The organism is Actinoallomurus acanthiterrae (assembly GCF_054775715.1).
On record NZ_BAAHCO010000001.1, the window covers coordinates 1,847,521 to 1,868,269 of the forward strand.

Genomic DNA, 20,749 nt, shown 5'->3' on the forward strand with positions numbered 1-20,749 from the left:
GCGGGCCGGACCGGCCGGGTCGTCGTCAGGGGCGGACGGCGACGTGCACGTGGTCCCGGTGGCACACGGTGACGCCGGAGCCCTTCTTGCAGTTCTTGTCCTTGTGGCCGCGCCAGTTGCCGTTGGGCGAGTAGATGATGCCCTGCCAGATGATGTGGTCGATGGAGTACGCGCCGTGGTGGCCCACCAGCCACTTGACCATCTTGTAGCCGTCGGCCCGGTTGTCGCCCGTGGCCGTACGGCCGATCTTTCCGTACACGAGGTCGCAGGCGCGTCCCTGCGGGTGGTACGGGAGCGGGTCCGGGTGCTTACAGCCCTGCGAGTCCCAGTGGTAGTGGCCCTTGCTGGAGGCGCTGCTCGCAGCCTTGTACAGCTTGCACATCTTCGCGGTGACCTTCCCCGCGGCGCCGCACCCGACCAGCTGTGCGCTCGCTGCCTGGGCCGTGCCGGCCGTCGCGGCGAAGAGGGTCACGGTGACGCCCGCGGAGGCGAGCAGAGCGGGGATTCTCGTTCTCATGGGTACCTTCCTGGGGTGTCTGCGTCGCCGCCAGAAGTTACGGATGTGGCCGCCGGGACGGAAGATCAATTACTGTCCCGGACAGTCCGGGATGCTCTGTCTCGGCGGGCTCGGAGCGGGCATGACGACATTGATGTCGGTCGCCATCTGCCTGTTCACCGCCGACCTGCGGGTTCATGACAACCCGGTGCTGCGTGCGGCGCTGGACGCCGCCGACCAGGTGGTTCCGCTGTTCGTCGTGGACGACGGCGTGCGGGCCGCCGGGTTCGTGACGCCGAACCGAGCGGCCTTCCTCGCCGACTGTCTCGGGGACCTCGACGATGCGCTTCGCGCGTGGGGCGGCCGTCTCGTGGTCCGGCGCGGCGACGTCGTTCGCGAGGTCGTCCGGGTCGCCGAGGAGACCGGCGCGGACGAGGTGCACCTGGCACGCGACGTCAGCGCGTTCGCGCAGGTACGCGAGGGCCGGCTGCGTGACGCGCTCGAATGTTCCGGCAGGCGGCTCCGGGTCCATGACCAGGTGGTCGGCGTCGTGTCGCCTGGCGCGATCGTCCCGGCCGACCGAGGCCACTATGCGGTGTTCACCCCTTATTTCCGGCGATGGAGTGACGTCCGGATCCGCGAGCCTGTCGCCGATCCGGACAAGGTCCCCGTTCCGCCCGTACGGTCGGAGTCTCTGCCGTCCCGGGGTGATCTTTCGGGCGGAACCCCGTCGCCCAGCCTGCCCCGGGGCGGGGAGGAGACGGCGCGGCGGCGCGCGGCAGCCTGGCTCGACGGACAGGTCGGGCGCTACGCCGACCTGCACGACGACCTCGCCGCGGACGGTACGTCCCGGCTGTCCCCGTACCTTCACTTCGGTTGCCTGTCCGCCGCCGAGCTGGTCCGCCGGGCCAGGGCGGTGGGCGGTCCGGGCGCCGAGGCGTTCGTCCGGCAGCTCGCCTGGCGGGACTTCCACCGGCAGCTCCTCGCGGACCGGCCGGCGGCGGCTCACGAGGACTACCGGTCCCGGGGCGACCGCTGGCGTCCCGACGACGCCCTCGTGGCGGCCTGGCGGGACGGACGTACCGGATATCCGCTGGTCGACGCGGCGATGCGGCAGTTGGCCGTGGAAGGCTGGATGCACAATCGCGGTCGGTTGATCGCCGCGAGCTTCCTCACCAAGACCCTGTACGTCGACTGGCGGGTCGGCGCACGGCACTTCCTCGACCTGCTGGTCGACGGGGACGTCGCGAACAACCAGCTCAACTGGCAGTGGGTCGCCGGGACCGGCGCCTCGACCCGGCCGAACCAGGTCCTCGACCCCCTGGTGCAGGCACGGCGGTTCGACCCGCACGGCGAGTATGTGCGCCGATGGGTGCCGGAGCTCGCCGAGATCGAGGGAGCCGCCGTGCACCGGCCCTGGCTCCTGCCGGAGACGGTCCGCGGGCGCCTGGAGTATCCGGACCCCATCGTGGATCTGACGGAGAGCGGGGTGCGCTTCCGCCGTGCCCGGTCGGGGAGCTGATCGTGGACGCGGAGGAGGGGCGGCTGTGCCTGGTGACCGGGGCGACGGGGTACGTCGGCGGGCGGCTGGTGCCGGAACTGCTCGACGCGGGATACCGCGTACGCTGCCTCGCCCGGTCCCCCGAACGGCTGCGTGACCATCCGTGGGCCGGACGGGTGGAGGCCGCCCGCGCCGACGTCGCCGATCCGGTGGCCGTCCGGCGCGCCCTCGACGGAGTGGACGTCGCCTACTACCTGGTGCACGGCCTCGGCGGCGGCCGGGACTTCGCCGAGCGGGATCGGCAGGCGGCGCGGACCTTCGCGGACGCGGCCCGCGACGCGGGGACCGGGCGGATCGTCTACCTCGGCGGGCCGAGGCCGCGCGCCGAGGCCGCCGGTGTGGCGGAGCACCTGCGCTCGCGAGCGGAGGTCGGATCCATCCTGCTGGCCTCGGGCGTGCCCACCGCGGTGCTTCGTGCCGCGGTGGTCCTGGGCTCCGGCTCGGCGTCCTTCGAGATGATGCGCTACCTCACCGAACGGCTGCCAGTGATGATCACGCCCCGGTGGGTGCGCACCCGCACGCAGCCGATCGCGGTGCGGGACGTGCTCCGGTACCTGGTCGGCTGCGCGGAGCTGCCGTCCTCGGTGAGCCGCGCGTTCGACATCGGCGGTCCCGACGTCCTGACCTATGAGGAGATGATGCGCCGGTACGCCGCGGTGGCGGAGCTGCCGCGCCGCGTCGTCCTGCCCGTTCCGGTGCTGTCGCCGCGCCTGTCGAGCCTGTGGGTCGGCCTGGTCACGCCGGTCCCGGGCGGGCTGGCACAGCCGCTGGTGGAGTCGCAGCGCCACGAGGCGGTGTGCCGGGAGCACGACATCGCCAGGTACGTGCCCGACCCGCCGGGCGGCCTGATCGGCTTCGACGAGGCGGTGCGCCTGGCTCTTCAGCGCGTCCGCGACGCCGACGTCAGCACCCGCTGGTCGTCCGCGTCGGTGCCGGGCGCGCCCAGCGACCCGCTGCCGACGGATCCGGACTGGGCGGGCGGAACGCTGTACTCCGACCTGCGGGAGTCGCCGGTCGACGCGTCGCGCGGGCGGCTGTGGCGCGTCATCGAGGGCGTGGGCGGGGTCAACGGCTGGTACTCCTGGCCCGCCGCCTGGGCGGTCAGGGGCGGGATCGACCGGCTGCTCGGCGGTGTCGGGCTGCGGCGGGGACGCCGCGACCCGTCCCGGCTTCGCGTCGGCGACGCCGTGGACTTCTGGCGCGTTGAGGAGGTGATCCCCGGCGCGTTGCTGCGCCTGCGCGCGGAGATGAGGCTGCCCGGACTCGCCTGGCTGGAACTCGCGGTCGAGGAGCGAGAAGGCCGGACGTGGTACCGCCAGCGCGCGCTGTTCCACCCCCACGGTCTGCTCGGCCATCTCTACTGGTGGGCGATCCGGCCGTTCCACGGCATCGTCTTCGGCGGGATGCGGCGGGGCGTGCGCCGCGCGGCCGAGCGGGAGGACGTACGGGCGGGCGGGCCGGCGGCGCCCGTACGGTGAGGGCGTGCCTGTTCCGCGACGTCACACCATGATCGGGCTCTAATGTGGGCGCGTGCGAGATTTGGTGGACGGAATCCGGTATTTCCTGCGGGGCATGGCGTGGGTCGCGCGGCGGCCCGGACAGTGGCTGTTCGGTCTGATCCCGGCCCTCATCGTCCTCGTCGCCTACGTCGTCGCCCTGGTCGTCCTGGCGCGCTACGACTGGGACCTGGCGAAGGCCATGAGCCCGTTCGCCGACCACTGGTCGAAGGACCTCCGCGACGTCACCCGCGGGCTGATCGCCGTTCTCGTCTTCGGGGCCGCGGTCATGATCGCGATCGTCACGTTCACGGCCGTCACCCTGATCGTCGGCGATCCCTTCTACGAGAGCCTCTCCGGGCGGGTGGAGGAGAGCGCGGGCGGTCTTCCCCCCGAGGCGCGGGTCTCGCTGTGGCGGCAACTCGCGCGCGCCATCGCCGACGCGATCGTCGTCGGGACGGTGACCGCGCTGTTCGCGGTGCTGTTCTTCGCTCTGGGCTTCATACCGGCGATCGGGCAGACCGTCGTCCCCGTCGTCGCGGCGTTCGTGTCGGGCTTTTTCCTCACGTTCGAGTTGACGTCGATCGCGCTGGAGCGGCGCGGCATACGACGGCGGGAGCGCTTCGCGCTCCTGCGCCGGGACAAGCGGCTGGTCCTGGGGTTCGGCGTCACGGTCTTTGTGGTGTTCCTCATCCCGCTCGGAGCCGTGCTGGCCATGCCGGGAGCGGTGGCGGGCGGCACTCTGCTCGCGCGCGAAAGACTTGCCCGACCGGCGATTCCGCCGGATCGAGGGGCTTTGATCGGGAACGCGGAGTGAGGGAGATGTCACGTTCTCGCCACGCCGTGGCTAACAAGCTGTGGCCGTAGCGTAATTACCGGTCGAAGCGAGAATAGTTGATCTTCACGTAACCTGTGCGGCATGTCTGATCAGGGGAGCGCCGGGCAGTGGCGTCCGGCGAGCAGCCAAAGCGGCCCGTACTCCGAACCAGATGAGCCGACAGGCCCGCTTCCCGCGGTCAGCGGACAGGACGCCGCACCCTCGGGTTTCCCTCCCGCGAGCGGTCAGCCCGGTTCCTGGTCTGCGGATGACGACGCGCCGACCGGCGGGTTCCCCAGTGTCTCGACGCCGCCGGACCCCGAGGAGACGGGGCGCCGCGAGCGTGCGCCGTTCGAGCCCGCCGACACGTCACGGGAGTCGGCCGCCGGTTCGCCGCCGGCCGCCGAGCCGGGTGAGCCGAACGGGTTCGGTCCGTATACGGAGTCCGGCGGGTTCGAACCGTCACCTGAGCCGGGTGGGTCCGGCGGGTTCGGCTCGTTCACCGAGCCGGGCGGGTTCGGCCCGGCCGGAGAGTTCGCCGCGGGCGCGTCCGAGCAGGGTCCGTCGTTCCCCGCCGCGAGTTCGTTCGGGGCCGACGCGCAGCCCGAGCCCTACGCGGAGCCGACCACGGCGTTCGAGTCGGTGACACCGCCGCCGGAGACGCCGTCGAGTCCGTTCGGCCCCGCCTCGACGGCGGAGTTCCCCTCCGACGCTGCGGGCTCCGCACCCTCCGGCTCGACGCCGCCGTTCGGTTCGGAGGCCCCGCACGTCGATCCGTACGACGCGCGCGACGCCACGTACGGGTACGAGGTGTCGGACCCGTCGTTCGGCTCGTCCCACCCGGGGCGGGACATGGTCGCCGGATTCCCCGAGACCGAGAGTCCCGGTATGGACTCCGGGCCTCAGCCGTTCTCGTTCGAGTCGCTGCTCGCCCCCGGCGAGGGCACCCCTGGCGCGGTCGCGCCGAACGGCCGGGAGGCGTACGACGACGCGCCCGCGCCGCAGTCGTTCCGCGCTCCGGGCGAGACGTTCGCCGGTGAGCCGATGGCCCCGCCGCCTCCGGCGGACCGTCGCGTGTCGGCCGAGGACCAGGACGCGGAGAACGACTTCTTCGCGCAGGACGGCCACCCGGGCATGTGGGACAAGGTGGTGGCGCCGGCCGCGCCGCCGCAGCCCGGCAAGCCGAGCAGCGGCAACCTGCGGCTGCCGGACTGGATGCGCGAGGAGGGGAGCTCCGGTGGTGGCGAGAATCTGACCGCTCCGCCGCCGGGCGACCACTTCGACGACGAGGAAGGCGGCACGAAGAAGAAGCTGTTCGCCGGCCTCGGCGTGCTCGTCGTCGGCGTGGTCGCGGCGACGGGCGCCTACCTCATCAAGGCGCACGGGGGTTCGGACTCCACCGCCCACTCCGCCGTCCCGAGCCGTCCTGTGAAGACGTCGCCGAAGAAGGGCGGGCAGGCGACGAACCCGGAGCCGGAGAAGGCCCTCACGCAGTTCAAGGGCGACCACACCAAGCCGGTGGGCCACATCACCGACCCGCGGGCCGGGCTCTCGTACCCGAAGCTCGGCAAGCCCTGGCAGATGCAGACGCAGAAGAGCGCCATGGCCGAGCTCGGGTTCAGCGCCGGCCAGTTCGCCATCACCGAGAAGGCCGGAAACCAGCCGAAGCGCTGGGGCCGGCTGCTGAGCGCCCAGCTGGGCGGCGCCGACAAGGACGCCTACAACGGGCCGGGGTCGGAGCGGACCGCCGCCACCCACGTGGCCGACACGTACGAGGCGCGGATGTACGGCTACAAGCACAAGAAGAAGGTGCTGGCCTCCCAATCGCTCGAGGTCGACGGGCACAAGGGATGGCTGGTCGGCTACTACCTGACGTTCCACCGGCCGGGCGTGAAGGCCACAGGTGAGATCTTCACGGTCGCCCTCGTGGACACGGGCAAGAAGGAGCCGGGGGTGGTGCTCATGACGGTGCCGAACACCCACAAGCAGCTGTGGCCGGACGTGAACTACGTGATGCACTCCATCAAGGTGTCCTGATCCGGGCCTCGGTCCCCGAAAGCCATGCCCAAGGTGCCTTGATCCGGACTCGGTCCCCGAAAGCCATACCGAATCCCATTCCACTCGGCGTCGGCTGCGATCTAAGGTAGGCCGCAACAGGACGCCAGCGAATGGGGTGGGGACATGGCCATCGGGCTGACCGAGGAGCACGAGGCGCTCGCCGACGCCGTGCGCGGGTGGGCGGAGCGCAACGCCCCCGTGGACGTCGTACGCGCGACGCTCGACGCTGAGCAGGAGGTCCGCCCCGCCTTCTGGCCCGGACTGGCCGAGCAGGGTCTCCTCGGGCTCCACGTGCCCGAGGAACACGGCGGACAGGGCGCGGGCCTGCTGGAGCTCGCGGTCGCGCTGGAGGAGCTCGGCAGGGCCGTCGTCCCCGGCCCCTTCCTGCCGACGGTGCTGGCCAGTGCCGCGCTGCTGCGCGCCGAGCAGGCGATCAAGTCCCACGCCGAGCTGCTCCCGGGCCTGGCCGACGGCTCTCTGATCGGCGCCCTGTCCCTGGCGGGCGGCCTCACCGGCCACCACGCGGACGGCGGCTTGACGATCAGCGGTACGGCCGAGCCGGTGCTGGGCGCCGGGCTCGCCGACGTCATCGTGCTCCCGGTGACCACGGACGACGGCGAGGAGTGGGTCGCCGTCGACGCCGCCCGGCTCACCGTCACACCGGTCAAGAGCCTGGACCGCACCCGCCGCGTCGCCCGCGTGTCCGCCGACGACGTCACCGTCCCGGCCGACCGCATCCTGACCGGCCTCACCGGCCCGGAGGTCCTCGACCTGGCCGCGCTGCTCCTCGGTGCCGAGGCCGCCGGCCTCGCCGACTGGTGCGTGACCACCGCCGCGGAGTACGCCAAGGTACGCGTGCAGTTCGGCCGGCCGATCGGGCAGTTCCAGGGCGTCAAGCACAAGTGCGCCCGGATGCTGATCGAGCTGGAGAAGGCCCGCGCCGCCGTATGGGACGCCGCCCGCGCCTCCGACGACGCCGCGGACGAGTCCGCCTTCGCGGCCGGGGTCGCCGCCGCCGTCGCGCCCGACGCCGCGCTGCGCTGCGCTCGCGACTGCATCCAGGTGCTCGGCGGCATCGGCTTCACGTGGGAGCACGAGGCCCACCTGTACCTGCGCCGCGCCTCGACGCTGCGCGCGCTGCTCGGCCCGGGCAAGGAGTGGGCCGGTTCGGTCGCGCGGCTGGCGCTCGACGGCGTGCGCCGCGCGGTCGAGGTCGAGCTGGACGAGGACACCGAGCCGCTGCGGAACCGGATCCGTACGGAGGTCGAGCAGCTCGCCGCGATCACCGACGACCGGGAGCGGCACGCGAAGATGGGCGACGAGGGCTGGGTGTTCCCGCACCTGCCCCGCCCGTGGGGCAAGGCCGCGTCCCCGATGGAGCAGGTGCTCATCCTGCAGGAGCTGCGTGCCGCGAAGGTGAAGGGCCCGCAGCTCGCCATCGGCGCGTGGGTGGTGCCGTCCCTGGTGACGTACGGCACGCCGGAGCAGCAGGAGCGCTGGCTCGCGCCGACGCTGCGCGGTGAACTGGTGTGGTGCCAGCTGTTCAGCGAGCCCGGCGCGGGCTCCGACCTCGCCTCGCTGCAGATGCGGGCCGAGCGCGTCGAGGGCGGCTGGCGGCTCACCGGCCAGAAGATCTGGACGTCCATCGCCCAGCGCGCCGAATGGGCGATCTGCGTCGCCCGTACCTCGGTCGAGCCGAAGAAGCACGACGGCATCACGTACTTCGTCGTCGACATGAAGGCCGAAGGCGTCGACGTACGGCCGCTGCGGGAGCTGACCGGCGACGCGATGTTCAACGAGGTGTTCCTCGACGGGGTGTTCGTGCCCGACGACCAGGTGGTCGGCGAGGTCGGCCAGGGCTGGAAGGTCGCCCGCAACACCCTCAGCAACGAGCGGGTCCAGCTCTCCAGCGGGCAGGGGCTCGGCGCGGGGACCAAGGAACTGCTGGGCGCCTTCCAGGGCAAGGACGTCGACCCGGTCACGCTCGCCGAGCTGGGCGGGCTGCTGTGCCAGGGCCAGGCCATCGACCTGCTCGGCCTGCGGCTCACGCTGAAGCAGATCTCCGGGGCGGAGCCGGGCGCCGAGGCGAGCGTCCGCAAGCTGCTCGGCGTTCAGTACAACCAGGAGGCCGCCGACTTCATCTGGGCGTCACAGGGCGCGGTCGCCGCCGAGGAGGAACCGGGCCAGGCCACCAACATCTGGGCCCGCTACATGCTGTTCAGCCGGTCGATGACCATCTACGGCGGCACCACCGAGGTCCAGCTGAACGTCATCGCCGAACGCCTGCTCGGCCTGCCCCGCGACCCGGAGCCCGGCAAGTAGGACAGGGACGACGGGGGAGCGGCGCATGGGGATCGGACTGACCGAGGAGCACGAAGAGCTGGCCGCGACCGTACGTCGCTTCACCGCGCGGCACGTGCCCCGCACGGTGGTGCGGGCGGCCGTGGCGGACGAGGGGGCGGCGGGGCGCAGTCACGGGGGTGGAGAACAGGCGGCGGGGCGCAGCGACGGGGGTGGAGAACAGGGTGCGGGGCGCAGCCCCGGGCGTGGAGAACAGGCGGCGGTGGGGCGAAGCCAGGAGGGTGGAGAGCAGGCGGCGGTGGGCCGAAGCCACGGGAGTGGAGAGCAGGCGGTATGCGCGTCGCGGCCCGGCTTCTGGCCGGAGCTGGCGGCGCAGGGGCTGCTCGCACTGCACCTGCCGGAGGAACATGGCGGGCAGGGCTTCTCGCTGCTGGAGCTCGCGGTGGCCGTCGAGGAGATGGGACGGGCGCTGGCACCTGGACCGTACGTTCCGACCGTACTGGCGAGCGCGGTCCTCGCCGCGGCCGACGCGCCCAGGGACTTGCTGCGCGGCCTTGCCGAGGGCACGGTGACCGGCGCAGTGTGCCTGGCAGCCGGGCTGACCGGCCGACGCGACGGCGAGGCCCTGGTGGTGGACGGCGCCGCCGGTCCGATCCCGGGCGGGCTCGCCGCGGATCTCATCGTCGCCCCGGTCGCCGTCGACGACGGGGCCGAGGAATGGGCGGTGCTGCACCGGCGGGAGCTGCGCGGCGGCATCGAGGCACTGAGCGGCGTCGACGTGGTCCGCGAGGTGGCGCGCGTCACGCCGGACGGCGTGACCGTGCCCCCGCACCGGCGGCTGACGAGCCTGACCCGGCCGGACGTCCTGGCCCTCGCCGCGGTGGTGTTCGGCGCCGAGGCGTGCGGGGTGGCAGGGTGGGCGGTCGATGCGGCGGCGTCGTACGCCCGGTCGCGCGAGCAGTTCGGCCGGCCGATCGGGCAGTTCCAGGGCGTCAAGCACAAGTGCGCCCGAATGCTGATCGAGCTGGAGAAGGCCCGCGCCGCCGTATGGGACGCCGCGCAGGCCATCACCGCCGGCGACCAGGTCCCGGACGCGACCGGGGTCGCCGCTGGAGAGCAGATCGCGTACGCGGGCGGGGTCGCCGCCCTCGTCGCGCCGGACGTGGCCGTCGCCTGCGCCGAGGACTGCATCCAGGTGCACGGCGGCATCGGATACACCTTCGAGCACGACGCCCACCTGTACTACCGGCGCGCGCTGGCGCTGCGGTCCGTCCTGGGCCGCACGGCGCGGTGGCGGGAATCGATCGCCGGGCTCGCCCTTGCGGGGACGACCCGGGAGCGCGAGATCGATCTGCCGCCCGAGGCCGAGCCGCTGCGGCGGGACATCCGCGCGCGCGTGGCCGAGCTGGCCGCCCTCGGCGAGCGGGAGCGCGTCGCGGAACTGGCCGCCGGCGGCTGGGTACAGCCGCACCTGCCGCGCCCCTGGGGCCGGGCCGCCTCCCCGCTCGAACAGGTCGTCATCCACCAGGAACTGCGGGCCGCCTCGATCCAGGGCCCGCAGTTGGGCATCGGCGCGTGGGTCGTGCCGTCGCTGGCCGCCTACGGCACGCCCGAACAGCAGGAACGCTTCCTGCCCGCGACACTGCGGGGCGAGATCGTGTGGTGCCAGCTGTTCAGCGAGCCGGGCGCGGGCTCGGACCTGGCCGGCCTGCGCACCCGCGCCGAACGGGCCGAGGGGGCGGCGGGGCGTAGCCACGAGGGTGGAGAGCAGGCGGTGGCGGGGCGCAGCCACGGAGGTGGAGAACAGGGGGTGGTGGGGCGCAGCCACGGGGGTGGAGAGCAGGGGGTGGTGGGGCGCCGTCACGAGGACGGAGGGCAGAGCGGCTGGCGGCTGTCGGGGCAGAAGATCTGGACCTCACTCGCTCAGTACGCCCAGTGGGGGATCTGCGTCGCCCGAACCGATCCGGGGGCGCCGAAACGGGAGGGCATCACCTACTTCCTGGTCGACATGACGTCTCCGGGCGTCCAGGTGCGGCCCCTGAAGGACCTGACCGGCGCGGAGCTCTTCAACGAGGTGTTCCTCGACGAGGTGTTCGTGCCCGACTCCCTCGTCGTCGGTCCGGTCAACGCCGGCTGGCAGGTCGCACGGGTGACGCTCACCGCCGAACGCGTCAACCTGTCGACCGGCTGGCAACTCGGCGGGGACCTGCCCCGGCTGCTGGACCTCGTTCGCGACCTCGGCCTCACCGACGATCCGGTCGTCCGCGACGGCCTCGGCGGGCTGGTCGCCGACGCGCACGTGTTCGCGCTGCTCGGCCTGCGCGCCACCCTCAAGCGGCTGTCGGGCGTGGACGCCGGCGCGACCGCGAACGTCAGCAAGCTCGTCGGCATGGAGCACGGCCAGCGGATCACCGAGTACGGCTTCGGACTGCTGGACGCCGAAGGCGCGCTGACCGGGCCGAGCGGCGCGGGCCCGCGCGGGGAGTGGACCAGGCTCCTGCTGGCCTCCCGGGCCATGACCATCGGCGGAGGCACCACCGAGGTCAACCTCAACGTCATCGCCGAACGCCTCCTCGGGCTGCCCCGGGACCCCGAACCGGGACACTAAGCCGGTGCCGAGCGCCCCCTCCGGCGACCCTGGGTCCCCCGACGGGGGCGCCGGGCCGGTGCCGGACGGCCTTGGGTCCGCTGATGGGGATGCTGGGGCGGTGCCGGGTGGCCTTGGGTCCGCTGATGGGGATGCTGGGGCGGTGCCGGACGGCCTTGGGCTTTCTGATCGGGGCGCTGGGGTGGTGCGGGGCGGGTCCTCGGGGCATCCGGGGCCTTCTGACGGAGGTGCCCGGGCGCTGCCGGGCCGGTCCTTGGATCGCTCTGGGCCTTCTGGCGTGGGTGCCGGAGCCGTGTCGAGTGGGTCTTCGGATCGCTTTGGGCCTTCTGACGGAAGCGCTGGGGCCGTGCGGGATGGGGCCTCGGGCCGCTTTGGGCCTCCTGACGGGGGCGCCGGGGCGGTGCCGGGTGACTCCTCGAGCCGCTCCGAGACGCCGAGCCGGGATGCCAGGGCGTCGTCCCGTCGTGGGACGGCCGTGGCCGCCGCGACCGGGCTCGTTCTGGGCCTGCTCGCGCTCGGTCCCGCGCTTGCGCCGGGGTTCGTTCTGGCGTACGACATGGTGTTCGTACCGCGTCCGGTGTTCGATCGGGAGACGTTCGGGCTGACCGGGATGCTGCCGCGGCACGTGCCCAGCGACGCCGTCGTGACGGCACTGGCCCATCTCGCGCCCGCCGACCTCGTCCAGAAGGGGATCCTGCTGGCGATCTTCGTGATCGCCTGCGTGTCCGCGGCGGCTCTGGTCCCGTCCGAGCGGCTTACGGCCCGGCTGGCCGGGGGCGTCGTCTACGCCTGGAACCCGTTCGTCGCCGAACGCCTGCTGCTCGGCCAGTGGGCGCTGCTCCTCGGGTACGCGGCGCTGCCCTGGGCCGTCCGGGCCGCCGCGCGCGGCGATTCACGGCGGCTGGTCCTGGCCCTGGTGCCGGCGGCGATCGGCGGCTTCGCCGCGATGGCCGTCTCCGGCCTGGTCGTGCTCGTGGTGTCGCTGCGCCGGCGATCGATCCGGCGGCCGCTCGCCGTACTGTTCGTGATGAGCCTGCCGTGGCTAGTGCCCTCCCTACTGCGGTTCTCTGGCGTCCCGGCGGATCCAGCCGGGGTGGCGGCGTTCGCGGCCCGCGCGGACACGCCGTTCGGCGCGCTCGGCAGCCTGCTCCTCCTCGGCGGCGCATGGAACGCCGAGACCGTGCCACCCGGATACGGCGCCGCCGTGACGGCTGTTCTCTGGCTGTGCGTCGTCCTGCTCGCCTTGGCCGTGTACACGCGCGGTGGTGCGGCGGGCCGGGTACGGAGGTTGGGCTCCGCCGTGCGTGAGGGTGCGGTGGTCTGGGTGCAGGGGCTGGGGGCTGCTGTACGCGGCGGTGCGGCGGGCCGGGCACGAGGGCTGGGGACTGCTGCGCTCGTCGACGAGGCGACCCCGGTGCGGGGATTGGGGACGGCCGCGCTCGTCGGCCTGGTCGTCGCCGCCCTCGGCGCGGTCGCGCCCGGCGTGCTGCGCGGGGCGATCGGTCTGTGGCCCGGGTTCGCGGTGCTGCGGGACGGCCAGCAGTACGTCGCGCCGCTGGCCCTCGTCGTTGCCGTCGGGATCGGGATGGCCGTCGACGCTCTCGGCCGTGGCCGCGGAACCGGCGCCACAGACGCGGATGACCGGCCGCAGATCGGCCGGGTTCGCACGCCGTCCAGGACGGGGTCCGAACCCGGCGGAAGTGTCAGCCGAACGGTAACTCGGCCGGGGGCTTCAGCTTGGTGGCGTTTCCTTCGGAGCGGCGATGCCGGTCGTCCGGAGCTCGCGATCCTGGGCCTGCTGGCACCCGTCGCGTTGCTGCCGGGACTCGCCTGGGGCGCGGGTGGGCGGCTGCACGCTGTGCGCTATCCCCCCGACTGGGCGCGGGCGCGGGCCGTCATACAAGCCGCCCCCGGGGACGTGCTCGTCCTGCCCTGGGAGGCGTACCGGAGCTACCCCTGGAACGGCGGGCGCCGGGTGCTCGACCCGCTGCCACGTTTCCTGCCCGGCCGGGTGATCGTGAACGACGCCGTGCAGGTGGGGACAGGCGGGCGCGACCTGCGTATGGCGGTCGAGGACCGACGCGCGCGGGCGCTGGACCGTCTCATCCGGTCGGGCGCACCGCTCACCGGCGAGCTGCGTTCCCGGGGCGTCCGGTACGTCGCCGTCGACGTGCCCGACGTGCCCAACCTGACCAAGGGGCCCGACCGGCCCGACGCGCCCAACGACCGGCCCAACGTGCCTGACCCGCCCAACCCGCCCGACCGCGTCCGGGCGGACCGTCTGCCCGGTGCCGAGCGTGTCGTCGCAGGGCCTGACCTGGTGCTCTACCGCATCCCGGGGGCTGCCCCGAGTCCGGATACGCGCGGGCCGCAGTGGCCTGTGGAAATTGCGTGGTTCATTACTTTTGCGGTTGTTCTCTGGTCAATGCGGCTACCGGTCGGTAGCCTCGTCGCACGATCATCGCCGAAGGAGCCGTGATGCGGATCGCCGTCGCCGCCCTGGCCGGAATCGTGCTGGCCCTGCTGACCTCGTTCGGCATCGTGCGCGTTGTCACGACCGCTCAGCAGGACCCGGTCGTCAAGCCGCTCTACAACTACGGCACCCGGTGACCGGTGCGCCCGGTGGGCTCGCGCGCTGAGGCGCTGGACGTCGTCATCCCCGCGCGCGACGAGGCCGGTCGGCTCCCGCACGGCCTCACGGTGCTGTCGGCAAAGCTCGCCGCACTGCCGCTGAGCGGCTCGATCATCGTCGTCGACAACGCCAGCACCGACGCCACCGCGGACATCGCCGAACGCTGGTCCGGGCCGGTGCCGGTACGCCTCGTGCGGTGCCCCACGCCCGGCAAGGGCGCGGCGGTCCGCGCCGGCCTCCTGTCCACCGCGGCCCCGTACGTCGGTTTCTGCGATGCCGACATGGCCACCGGCCTGGACGCCCTCGACGAGACCCTCGCCCTCCTCCGGGCCGGGCACCGGGTCGTCATCGGCTCGCGCCGCCACCCCGCCTCGGCCGTCGAGGCGTACGGGCGACCGCTCCGTCGCCTGGGCGCCCTCGCGTTCAACCGGCTCGTTCGCGACCTGACCGGAGGCGTGGCGGACACGCAGTGCGGGTTCAAGTTCTTCACCGGACCGCTGGCCCGGGCCGCCGCCGCCGACCTGCGTACGGCCGGATTCGCCTTCGACGCCGAACTGCTGCTGCACTGCCGCCGCCGGGGTGCCGAGGCCGTCGAGATTCCCGTCGTGTGGCGTGACGTGCCCGGCTCGACGTTCTCCGTAAGGCGGCACGCGGGTGCCTGCCTGCGTGACCTGCTTCGCATCCGCGCCGAGGCCGGACGTTCGGCGACGCCGCAGCGGGCCCGCGCCCTCGCCGACGAGCTGCGGGCCGGATGAGCGCGGAGAAGGAGCTGCGGACACTCGCGATCGTCAACTGGCGCGACCCCTGGCACCCGGAGGCCGGTGGTGCCGAACGGTACGCCTGGGAGATGGCCCGGTGGTTCGCCGCACGGGGGGCCCGGGTGCGGTTCGTCACCGGACGCGCGCCCGGGCAGGCCGGGCGGGAGCGAATCGAGGACGTCGAGATCGTACGCCGGGGCGGCCGGTTCACCGTCTATCCGCTGGTACTGGCCTGGATGCTGCTCCGCCGGCGGGCGTTCGACGCCGTGCTCGACTGCCAGAACGGCATCCCGTTCTTCACCCCCTGGGTGCTGCCGCGCCGCGTTCCAGTTCTGTGCGTCGTGCACCACGTCCACGACGGCCAGTTCCACCTCTACTTCCCGGGATGGCTGGCACGCCTCGGCCGGTTCCTCGAAGGCCCGGTGGCCCGGCGCGCATACCGGCGGCACGCCTGCGTCGCGGTGTCCCCCTCGACGCTGACCGCCATGCGGGAGCGTCTGGCCTGGACCGGACCGGTGTACCTCATCCCGAACGGCGTGACCCTCCCAGACGTCGCTCCCGTCCCGCACCCCGTCGCGGTTTCGGGGGCCGCGCCTGTCTCGGATGGCGTGACGCGCTCGGGTGCCGCTCCGGGTCCCGACTGCGTGACGCTTTCGGATGCCGTTCCCGGCCCGGATGCCGTTCCCGGCCCGGATGCCGTTCCCAGCCTGGACACCGTGACGCTCCGGGATGCCGCTTCCGAGCCGAACGGCGTGACCCGCCCGGGTAGCGCTCCGGACGCCGTCACCCTCCCGGACGCCGCTCCCGGCCCGGGCGCCGCTCCCGGTCCGAACGGCGTGACGCTTCCGGATGCCGCTTCCGGCCCGGGTGGCATGATGCACCCGGATGCCGCTCCTGTCTCGGATGGCATGACGCTCCGGGGCGCCGCTTCCGTCCCGGACGCCGTCACGCTTTCGGATGCCGGTTCCGTCCCGGACGGCGTGACGCTCTCGGGTGCCGCACCGGGTCCGGACGGCGTGACCCTTCCGGATGTCGCTCCCGGCCCGAAAGGCGTCACGCTCCTGGGCACCGCTTCCAGCCCGGTGGAGACGGGCGACGAGCCGGAGCTCGTGTGCGTGAGCAGGCTCGTCCCGCACAAACGCGTCGGCCGGCTGCTCGACGTCGCCGAACGGCTTCGCGTCCGGGTGCACGTCATCGGGCGAGGGCCGCAGGAGGCCGCGCTGCGGGCCGAGGTCGCGGCGCGCGGCCTGGAGGGCCTGGTCGTCTTGCACGGCTACCTGCCGGAGGTGGAGAAGGACGCGCTCGTCGCTCGCGCCCGGCTTCACCTCAGCGCCTCGCGCGGAGAGGGCTGGGGACTCAGCGTCGCCGAGGCGGCGGCGTTCGGCGTGCCGACCGTCGCGTACGACGTCGATGGGCTGCGCGACGCCGTCGTCGACGGTGTGACCGGCTGGCTCGTGCCCGAGGGCGAGGACCTCGCGGACGTCGTCGAGCGGGCGCTGAAGGAGCTGAGCGTTCCGGAGCGGCGCCGCGAGACGGCCGCCGCCTGCCGGGCCTGGGCCGCGGAGTTCACCTGGGCGCGCAGCGCCGAACGCATGGCGACGCTGCTCGACGCCGCCATCCGGAGCGGGACGGCGCAGGGCCTGGAGGACCGGTCGTTCCCATGGCCGCGTTGACCCGGGCCGGGGCGTTCTCGTGGGCCCGGGTTGAGGCGTGCCCGTGGACGCGGACGGACGCACTCTCCTGGACCCGGACCGAGGTGCTCCCATGGATTCGGACTGAGGTGCTCCGATGGCCACGGTGACGGGAGCCGAGACGGCCCCTGGCGCGGCCGACCAGCAGGAAGGCGTCGATGAGCGGCTCCGCGAGCGCCTGCGGACCTTTCTGTGCTGCGCGCTCCTGACGCTGCTCGCTACGGCGACGCGGCCGGGTCTGATCGTCCCCGACACCAAGATTGACATGGCGGTGAACCCGCTCGGCTTCCTCGGGCGGGCGCTGCATCTTTGGGACATCGAGCAGTTCGGGCAGTTGCAGAATCAGGTGTCGGGCTACCTGTTTCCGATGGGCCCGTTCTACGCGCTGGGCCATCTCGTCGGGATGCCGCCCTGGATCACCCAGCGCCTGTGGCTGGCGACGCTCCTGTGCATCGCGTTCCTCGGCGCCCGCCGCCTCGCCGAACGCCTGGGCATCGGCACGCCGGCGACCCGGCTGGTCGGTGCGCTCGCGTACGCGCTCGGCCCGCACGGGCTGGCGTCCCTCGGCATCAACTCCTCCGAGTATCTGCCTCTCGCCATGCTGCCGTGGATGGTGGTGCCCCTGGTCGGCGCGGCCCGCGGCGGGGGGCGGGTGCGCGCGGCGGCCCGGTCCGGTCTGGCCGTCGCCTGCTGCGGTGGCATCAACGGCACCGCCACGCTCGCGGTGCTCGTCGTCCCGATCCTCTACGTGCTCACCCGGACCGGCAAAGGCCCCCGGCTGCTCCGCGTGCGCGTCCTCGCCTGGTGGGCGGTCGCGGTCGGCTGCGCGACCGCCTGGTGGTCCGTGCCGCTGCTCCTTCTCGGCCGGTACGCCTACTCCTGGCTGCTGTACACGGAGAAGGCCACGACGACGACCGCGACGACCGGGCCGGCCGACGTCCTGCGCGGCGCGGAACGCTGGGTGAACTTCCTCGTGGTCGACGGACGAGCCTGGTGGCCGCTCGGCCACGCGTTCGCGACCCAGACGTTCCCCGTCCTGTGTACCGGCCTCATCGCCGCCCTCGGGCTCGCCGGGCTCGTCCGCGCCCGGCTCCCCGAGCGGACCTTCCTCGTCGTCACCCTGCTGACCGGCCTGACCGTCATGGTCGCCGGGCACGCGGGCCCGCTCGCCCCCGCCGTACGGGACCTGATCGACGGGCCGCTGGCCCCGTTCCGCAACCTCTACAAGTTCGACGGCCTGGTACGGCTCCCGCTCGCCCTGGGCATCGCACACCTGCTCGCGTACCCGTCCCGGCGACGGTGGGCGCCGATCGGAGCGGCGGTCGCCCTGGCCGGGGTGATGCTGACCGCGCTGAGCACCGGCCTGACCGCCGAGGGCGCCTTCCCGAAGGTCCCGCAGTACTGGCGCGACGCCGCCGACTGGCTGAACGGCCGCGCCGGCGACCAGGGCGTCCTGGCCGTCCCCGGCGCGCGCTTCGGCGAGTACCTCTGGGGACGTCCCATGGACGAGATCACCCAGCCGCTGCTGAACGTCCGCTGGGGGGAGCGGCAGCTCGTCCCCGCCGGATCCTCGGGCTTCACCCGGATAATGGACGCGATCGACCAGCGGATCACCAGTGGCCAGGGCTCGGCGGGCCTGACCGAGGTCCTGGCCCGGATGGGCGTACGGTACCTCCTCGTCCGGAACGACCTGCGCCGCGACGACCTGCGCGGCGCGTGGCCCGCCCGCGTCCACCAGGCGCTGGACGCCTCACCCGGCATCCGGCGCGTGGCCTGGTTCGGCGGTGTGCCGGCGGCTCCACCCTGCCCGACGACGCGGTGAGCTCCCCGGACCAGCCGTACGCGCCCGTCGAGATCTACGAGGTCCAGGGCGCTGACGACGCGGTCGGCCTGCTCGACGCCGACCGGGCGCTACGGCTGTACGGCTCGCCCGAGGCCCTGCTCACCATGGCCGACGACGGCGTGCTGGGCGACCGGCCCGTCCTGTACGGCGACGATGACCCCAAAGCCGTCGGCAGGCCCGTCGTCGCCGACTCCCTGCGCCGGGTCGAACGCGACTTCGGTGAGCTGCGCGGCCACACCTCGCCCACGCTGACCACCGCCGAGCGGGCGAACGTGCCCGCCACCCGCCGGGACATCCTCGAACCCGGCTGGGACCGCTACTCGACGGTCGCCGCCTACACGGGCATCAAGGACGTCACGGCCTCCGCCTCCGCGTCGGACGTCACCTCGCCGGCCGAACTCGACCAGCCCGGCGCCCTCCCGTACGCCGCCCTGGACGGCGACCCGCGGACGCGGTGGGAGAGCGGCGGCTGGACCGGCCCGGTCGGCCAGTGGCTCAGAGTCGACTTCGACCACCCGCTGACGCCCCGGAACGTCACGGCGGCGTTCGCCCAGGACGACCGCCTCGGCCCGCCGCCGGACGAGATCGCCGTGGAGACCGAGACCGGCCGGACCGTCCAGCACCTCGCCCGTACCTCCGCCGCCCAGCCCCTCGACGCGCCCGCCGGGACCACTCGATGGCTGCGGATCCGCGTCCTCTCACTCACCGCGCGGCCCGCCGTACCCGCCGCCGCCCGCGTCGCCATCTCCGAACTGCACGTCGACGGCGTCCACGCGACCCGGGAGTACCGCCTGCCCCCCGTCCCGGCGGGCGCCACCGTGGTCATGTCCCGGGCGCCGGGCGGGCTGCCCGCCTGCATGCGGGGCTCGATCCGCTGGGTCTGCTCCCCCTTCCTCGAACGCCGGGACGAGGAGCCGGGCTTCGACCGCGTCCTCACCGTCGCCGGTACGGGCACCGCCACTCGTACGGGCACCGCTGCTCGTACGGGCACCGCCGCTCGTACGGGCACCGCTGCTCGTACGGGCACCGCCGCTCGTACGGGCACCGCTGCTCGTACGGGCACCGCCGCCCGTACCGGCACCGCTGCTCGCACCGGCACCGCCGCCCGTACCGGCACGGCCGCTCGTACGGGCACCGCCGCCGGTACCGGCACCGCCGAGCTGACCGGAACCGCGGCGCTCACCGACCCGGGCCTGATCCAGCGGTACACCGCCACCGACCCCCGCCTGAAGGTCACGGCGAGCTCGACGCTGACCCAGGAGCCCGCGACGCTGCCGCGCTCCGCGTTCGACGCCGACCCGGCGACCACGTGGGTGCCCGCGACCGGGGACCGTGCCCCCTGGCTGTCGCTGTCGTGGGGCCGCGAACTCGAGGTCGGGCGGATCACCGTACGGCGTCCGGCGGGCGCGGCCTTCCTCACCCAGGTCCGCGTGGAAGGCGACGACGGCCAGTGGCGCGAGGTCCCGCTCGACGCGACCGGCCGCCTGGCGTTCAAGCCCATGCGCACGAGCCGCCTGACGCTGCGCTTCTCCGGACTGCCGCAGGTGACGGACGTGACCGTGCCCGGGGTGAAGCCGTACGCGACGCTCCCCGGCGCCCGCGTTCCCCTCCCGTGCGGCTTCGGCCCGAGGCTGCGGTTGAACGGCACGGACGTGCCGACCCGCGCGACGGCCACGTACGCGGACCTCCTCCAGGGCCGCTCCGTCCGCTTCCAGGCCTGCCGTTCGGTCACGCTCAAGGCCGGGGACGACCGGCTGGCCCAGGTTCCCTTCGACGCCTTCCGCGTCGACTCGGCCGTACTGACTCCGGCGGGAACCGCTCCCGCCCGCGAGTCCTCGCCGGTGACGGTGACGCGGTGGACGTCCGAGCACCGGCAGGTCGAGGTCTCGGCGCAGCGCGCGTCGTACCTCGTGGTCAACGAGAACTTCAACGCCGGGTGGCGTGCGACGATCGGCGGCCGGACGCTGCGGCCGGTGCGCATCGACGGCTGGCGGCAGGCGTGGGCGCTCCCGGCGGGCACGGTGGGCACCGTCCGCCTGTCGTACGCGCCCGACCGCCCCTACCAGGCCGCCGTCCTGCTCGGCCTGAACTTCCTGGTCGTCCTGCTGATCGCCGCGCTGTGGCCGTCCCGTTCCCGGCAGGAGGTGGAGCCGGTCGTGCGCGAGCGGGGGGCGTTCACCGTCGTCCTGACGATCGGAGCGGCCGCCGGCCTCGGATACTGGACCGGAGGCGTCACCGCACTGGCTGTGGCGGCGGCCGCCGCGGTGGTGTTCGCCATGGTCCCCGGCAGGTGGCGCGCACGCGCGGCCGTTCCATGGCTCCCGGCGGCGGCCATGCTCACCGCGACGGTGTCCCTGATCGTCGGTTTCCGGCTCCAGGCGGCGCAGCACACCGGGGCGCACTTCTTCGCCGAGACCCTGCCTCAGCTGCTCTGCCTGCTCATCGTCGCCCGCCTCCTCACGGCACTTGCCGGCCGCCCGGAATGATG

General features: G+C 73.5%; 13 protein-coding genes. 12 read left to right on the forward strand and 1 reads right to left on the reverse strand.

The annotated features are described in order from the left end of the window. Positions 1-25 precede the first annotated feature (25 nt). Complete coding sequence (locus tag ACYVF7_RS09145) at positions 26-517, reverse strand: hypothetical protein (protein ID WP_460337718.1); 492 nt, start codon at positions 515-517, stop codon at positions 26-28. A 121-nt stretch (positions 518-638) separates the two neighbouring features. Between ACYVF7_RS09145 and ACYVF7_RS09150 the strand changes: the two genes are divergently transcribed. The 12 genes from ACYVF7_RS09150 to ACYVF7_RS09205 all read left to right on the forward strand — a co-directional run bounded on the left by ACYVF7_RS09150 (position 639) and on the right by ACYVF7_RS09205 (position 20,747). Further along, positions 639-2,018: a cryptochrome/photolyase family protein gene (locus ACYVF7_RS09150; protein ID WP_460337721.1), complete on the forward strand. Its 1,380-nt coding sequence runs from the start codon at positions 639-641 to the stop codon at positions 2,016-2,018. A 2-nt stretch (positions 2,019-2,020) separates the two neighbouring features. After that, on the forward strand, positions 2,021-3,535 hold the full coding sequence (locus ACYVF7_RS09155; protein ID WP_460337724.1) for an SDR family oxidoreductase: 1,515 nt from the start codon (positions 2,021-2,023) through the stop codon (positions 3,533-3,535). A gap of 52 nt (positions 3,536-3,587) precedes the next feature. Then, a complete protein-coding gene (locus ACYVF7_RS09160) occupies positions 3,588-4,370 on the forward strand; it encodes an EI24 domain-containing protein (protein WP_460337727.1) in 783 nt (260 codons plus the stop codon). Positions 4,371-4,472: 102 nt separating this feature from the next. Next, positions 4,473-6,407 carry a hypothetical protein gene (locus ACYVF7_RS09165; RefSeq protein ID WP_460337729.1) on the forward strand — a complete coding sequence of 645 codons (1,935 nt, stop codon included), beginning with the start codon at positions 4,473-4,475 and terminating at the stop codon, positions 6,405-6,407. A 144-nt stretch (positions 6,408-6,551) separates the two neighbouring features. Then, a complete protein-coding gene (locus tag ACYVF7_RS09170) occupies positions 6,552-8,750 on the forward strand; it encodes an acyl-CoA dehydrogenase (RefSeq protein ID WP_460337732.1) in 2,199 nt (732 codons plus the stop codon). A 25-nt stretch (positions 8,751-8,775) separates the two neighbouring features. Beyond that, positions 8,776-11,337: an acyl-CoA dehydrogenase gene (locus ACYVF7_RS09175; RefSeq protein WP_460337735.1), complete on the forward strand. Its 2,562-nt coding sequence runs from the start codon at positions 8,776-8,778 to the stop codon at positions 11,335-11,337. Between the two features lie 475 nt (positions 11,338-11,812). Then, a complete protein-coding gene (locus ACYVF7_RS09180) occupies positions 11,813-13,816 on the forward strand; it encodes a hypothetical protein (protein ID WP_460337738.1) in 2,004 nt (667 codons plus the stop codon). Then, entirely contained in the window at positions 13,816-13,947 is a 132-nt protein-coding gene (locus tag ACYVF7_RS09185; protein ID WP_360895546.1) for a hypothetical protein, read from the forward strand. Before ACYVF7_RS09180 ends, ACYVF7_RS09185 begins: the two co-directional genes overlap by 1 nt. Positions 13,948-13,959: 12 nt before the next feature. Continuing rightward, entirely contained in the window at positions 13,960-14,724 is a 765-nt protein-coding gene (locus ACYVF7_RS09190) for a glycosyltransferase (protein ID WP_460337741.1), read from the forward strand. Further along, positions 14,721-16,400: a glycosyltransferase gene (locus tag ACYVF7_RS09195; RefSeq protein WP_460337744.1), complete on the forward strand. Its 1,680-nt coding sequence runs from the start codon at positions 14,721-14,723 to the stop codon at positions 16,398-16,400. The genes ACYVF7_RS09190 and ACYVF7_RS09195 overlap by 4 nt, the downstream gene beginning before the upstream one ends. 115 nt (positions 16,401-16,515) lie before the next feature. Continuing rightward, positions 16,516-18,240, forward strand: a complete 1,725-nt coding sequence (locus tag ACYVF7_RS09200) for an alpha-(1->3)-arabinofuranosyltransferase domain-containing protein (RefSeq protein WP_460337747.1) — start codon at positions 16,516-16,518, stop codon at positions 18,238-18,240. Then, positions 18,237-20,747 (forward strand): discoidin domain-containing protein, encoded by a 2,511-nt coding sequence (locus tag ACYVF7_RS09205; RefSeq protein WP_460337750.1) that lies wholly within the window; start codon positions 18,237-18,239, stop codon positions 20,745-20,747. The genes ACYVF7_RS09200 and ACYVF7_RS09205 overlap by 4 nt, the downstream gene beginning before the upstream one ends. Positions 20,748-20,749: the final 2 nt, after the last annotated feature.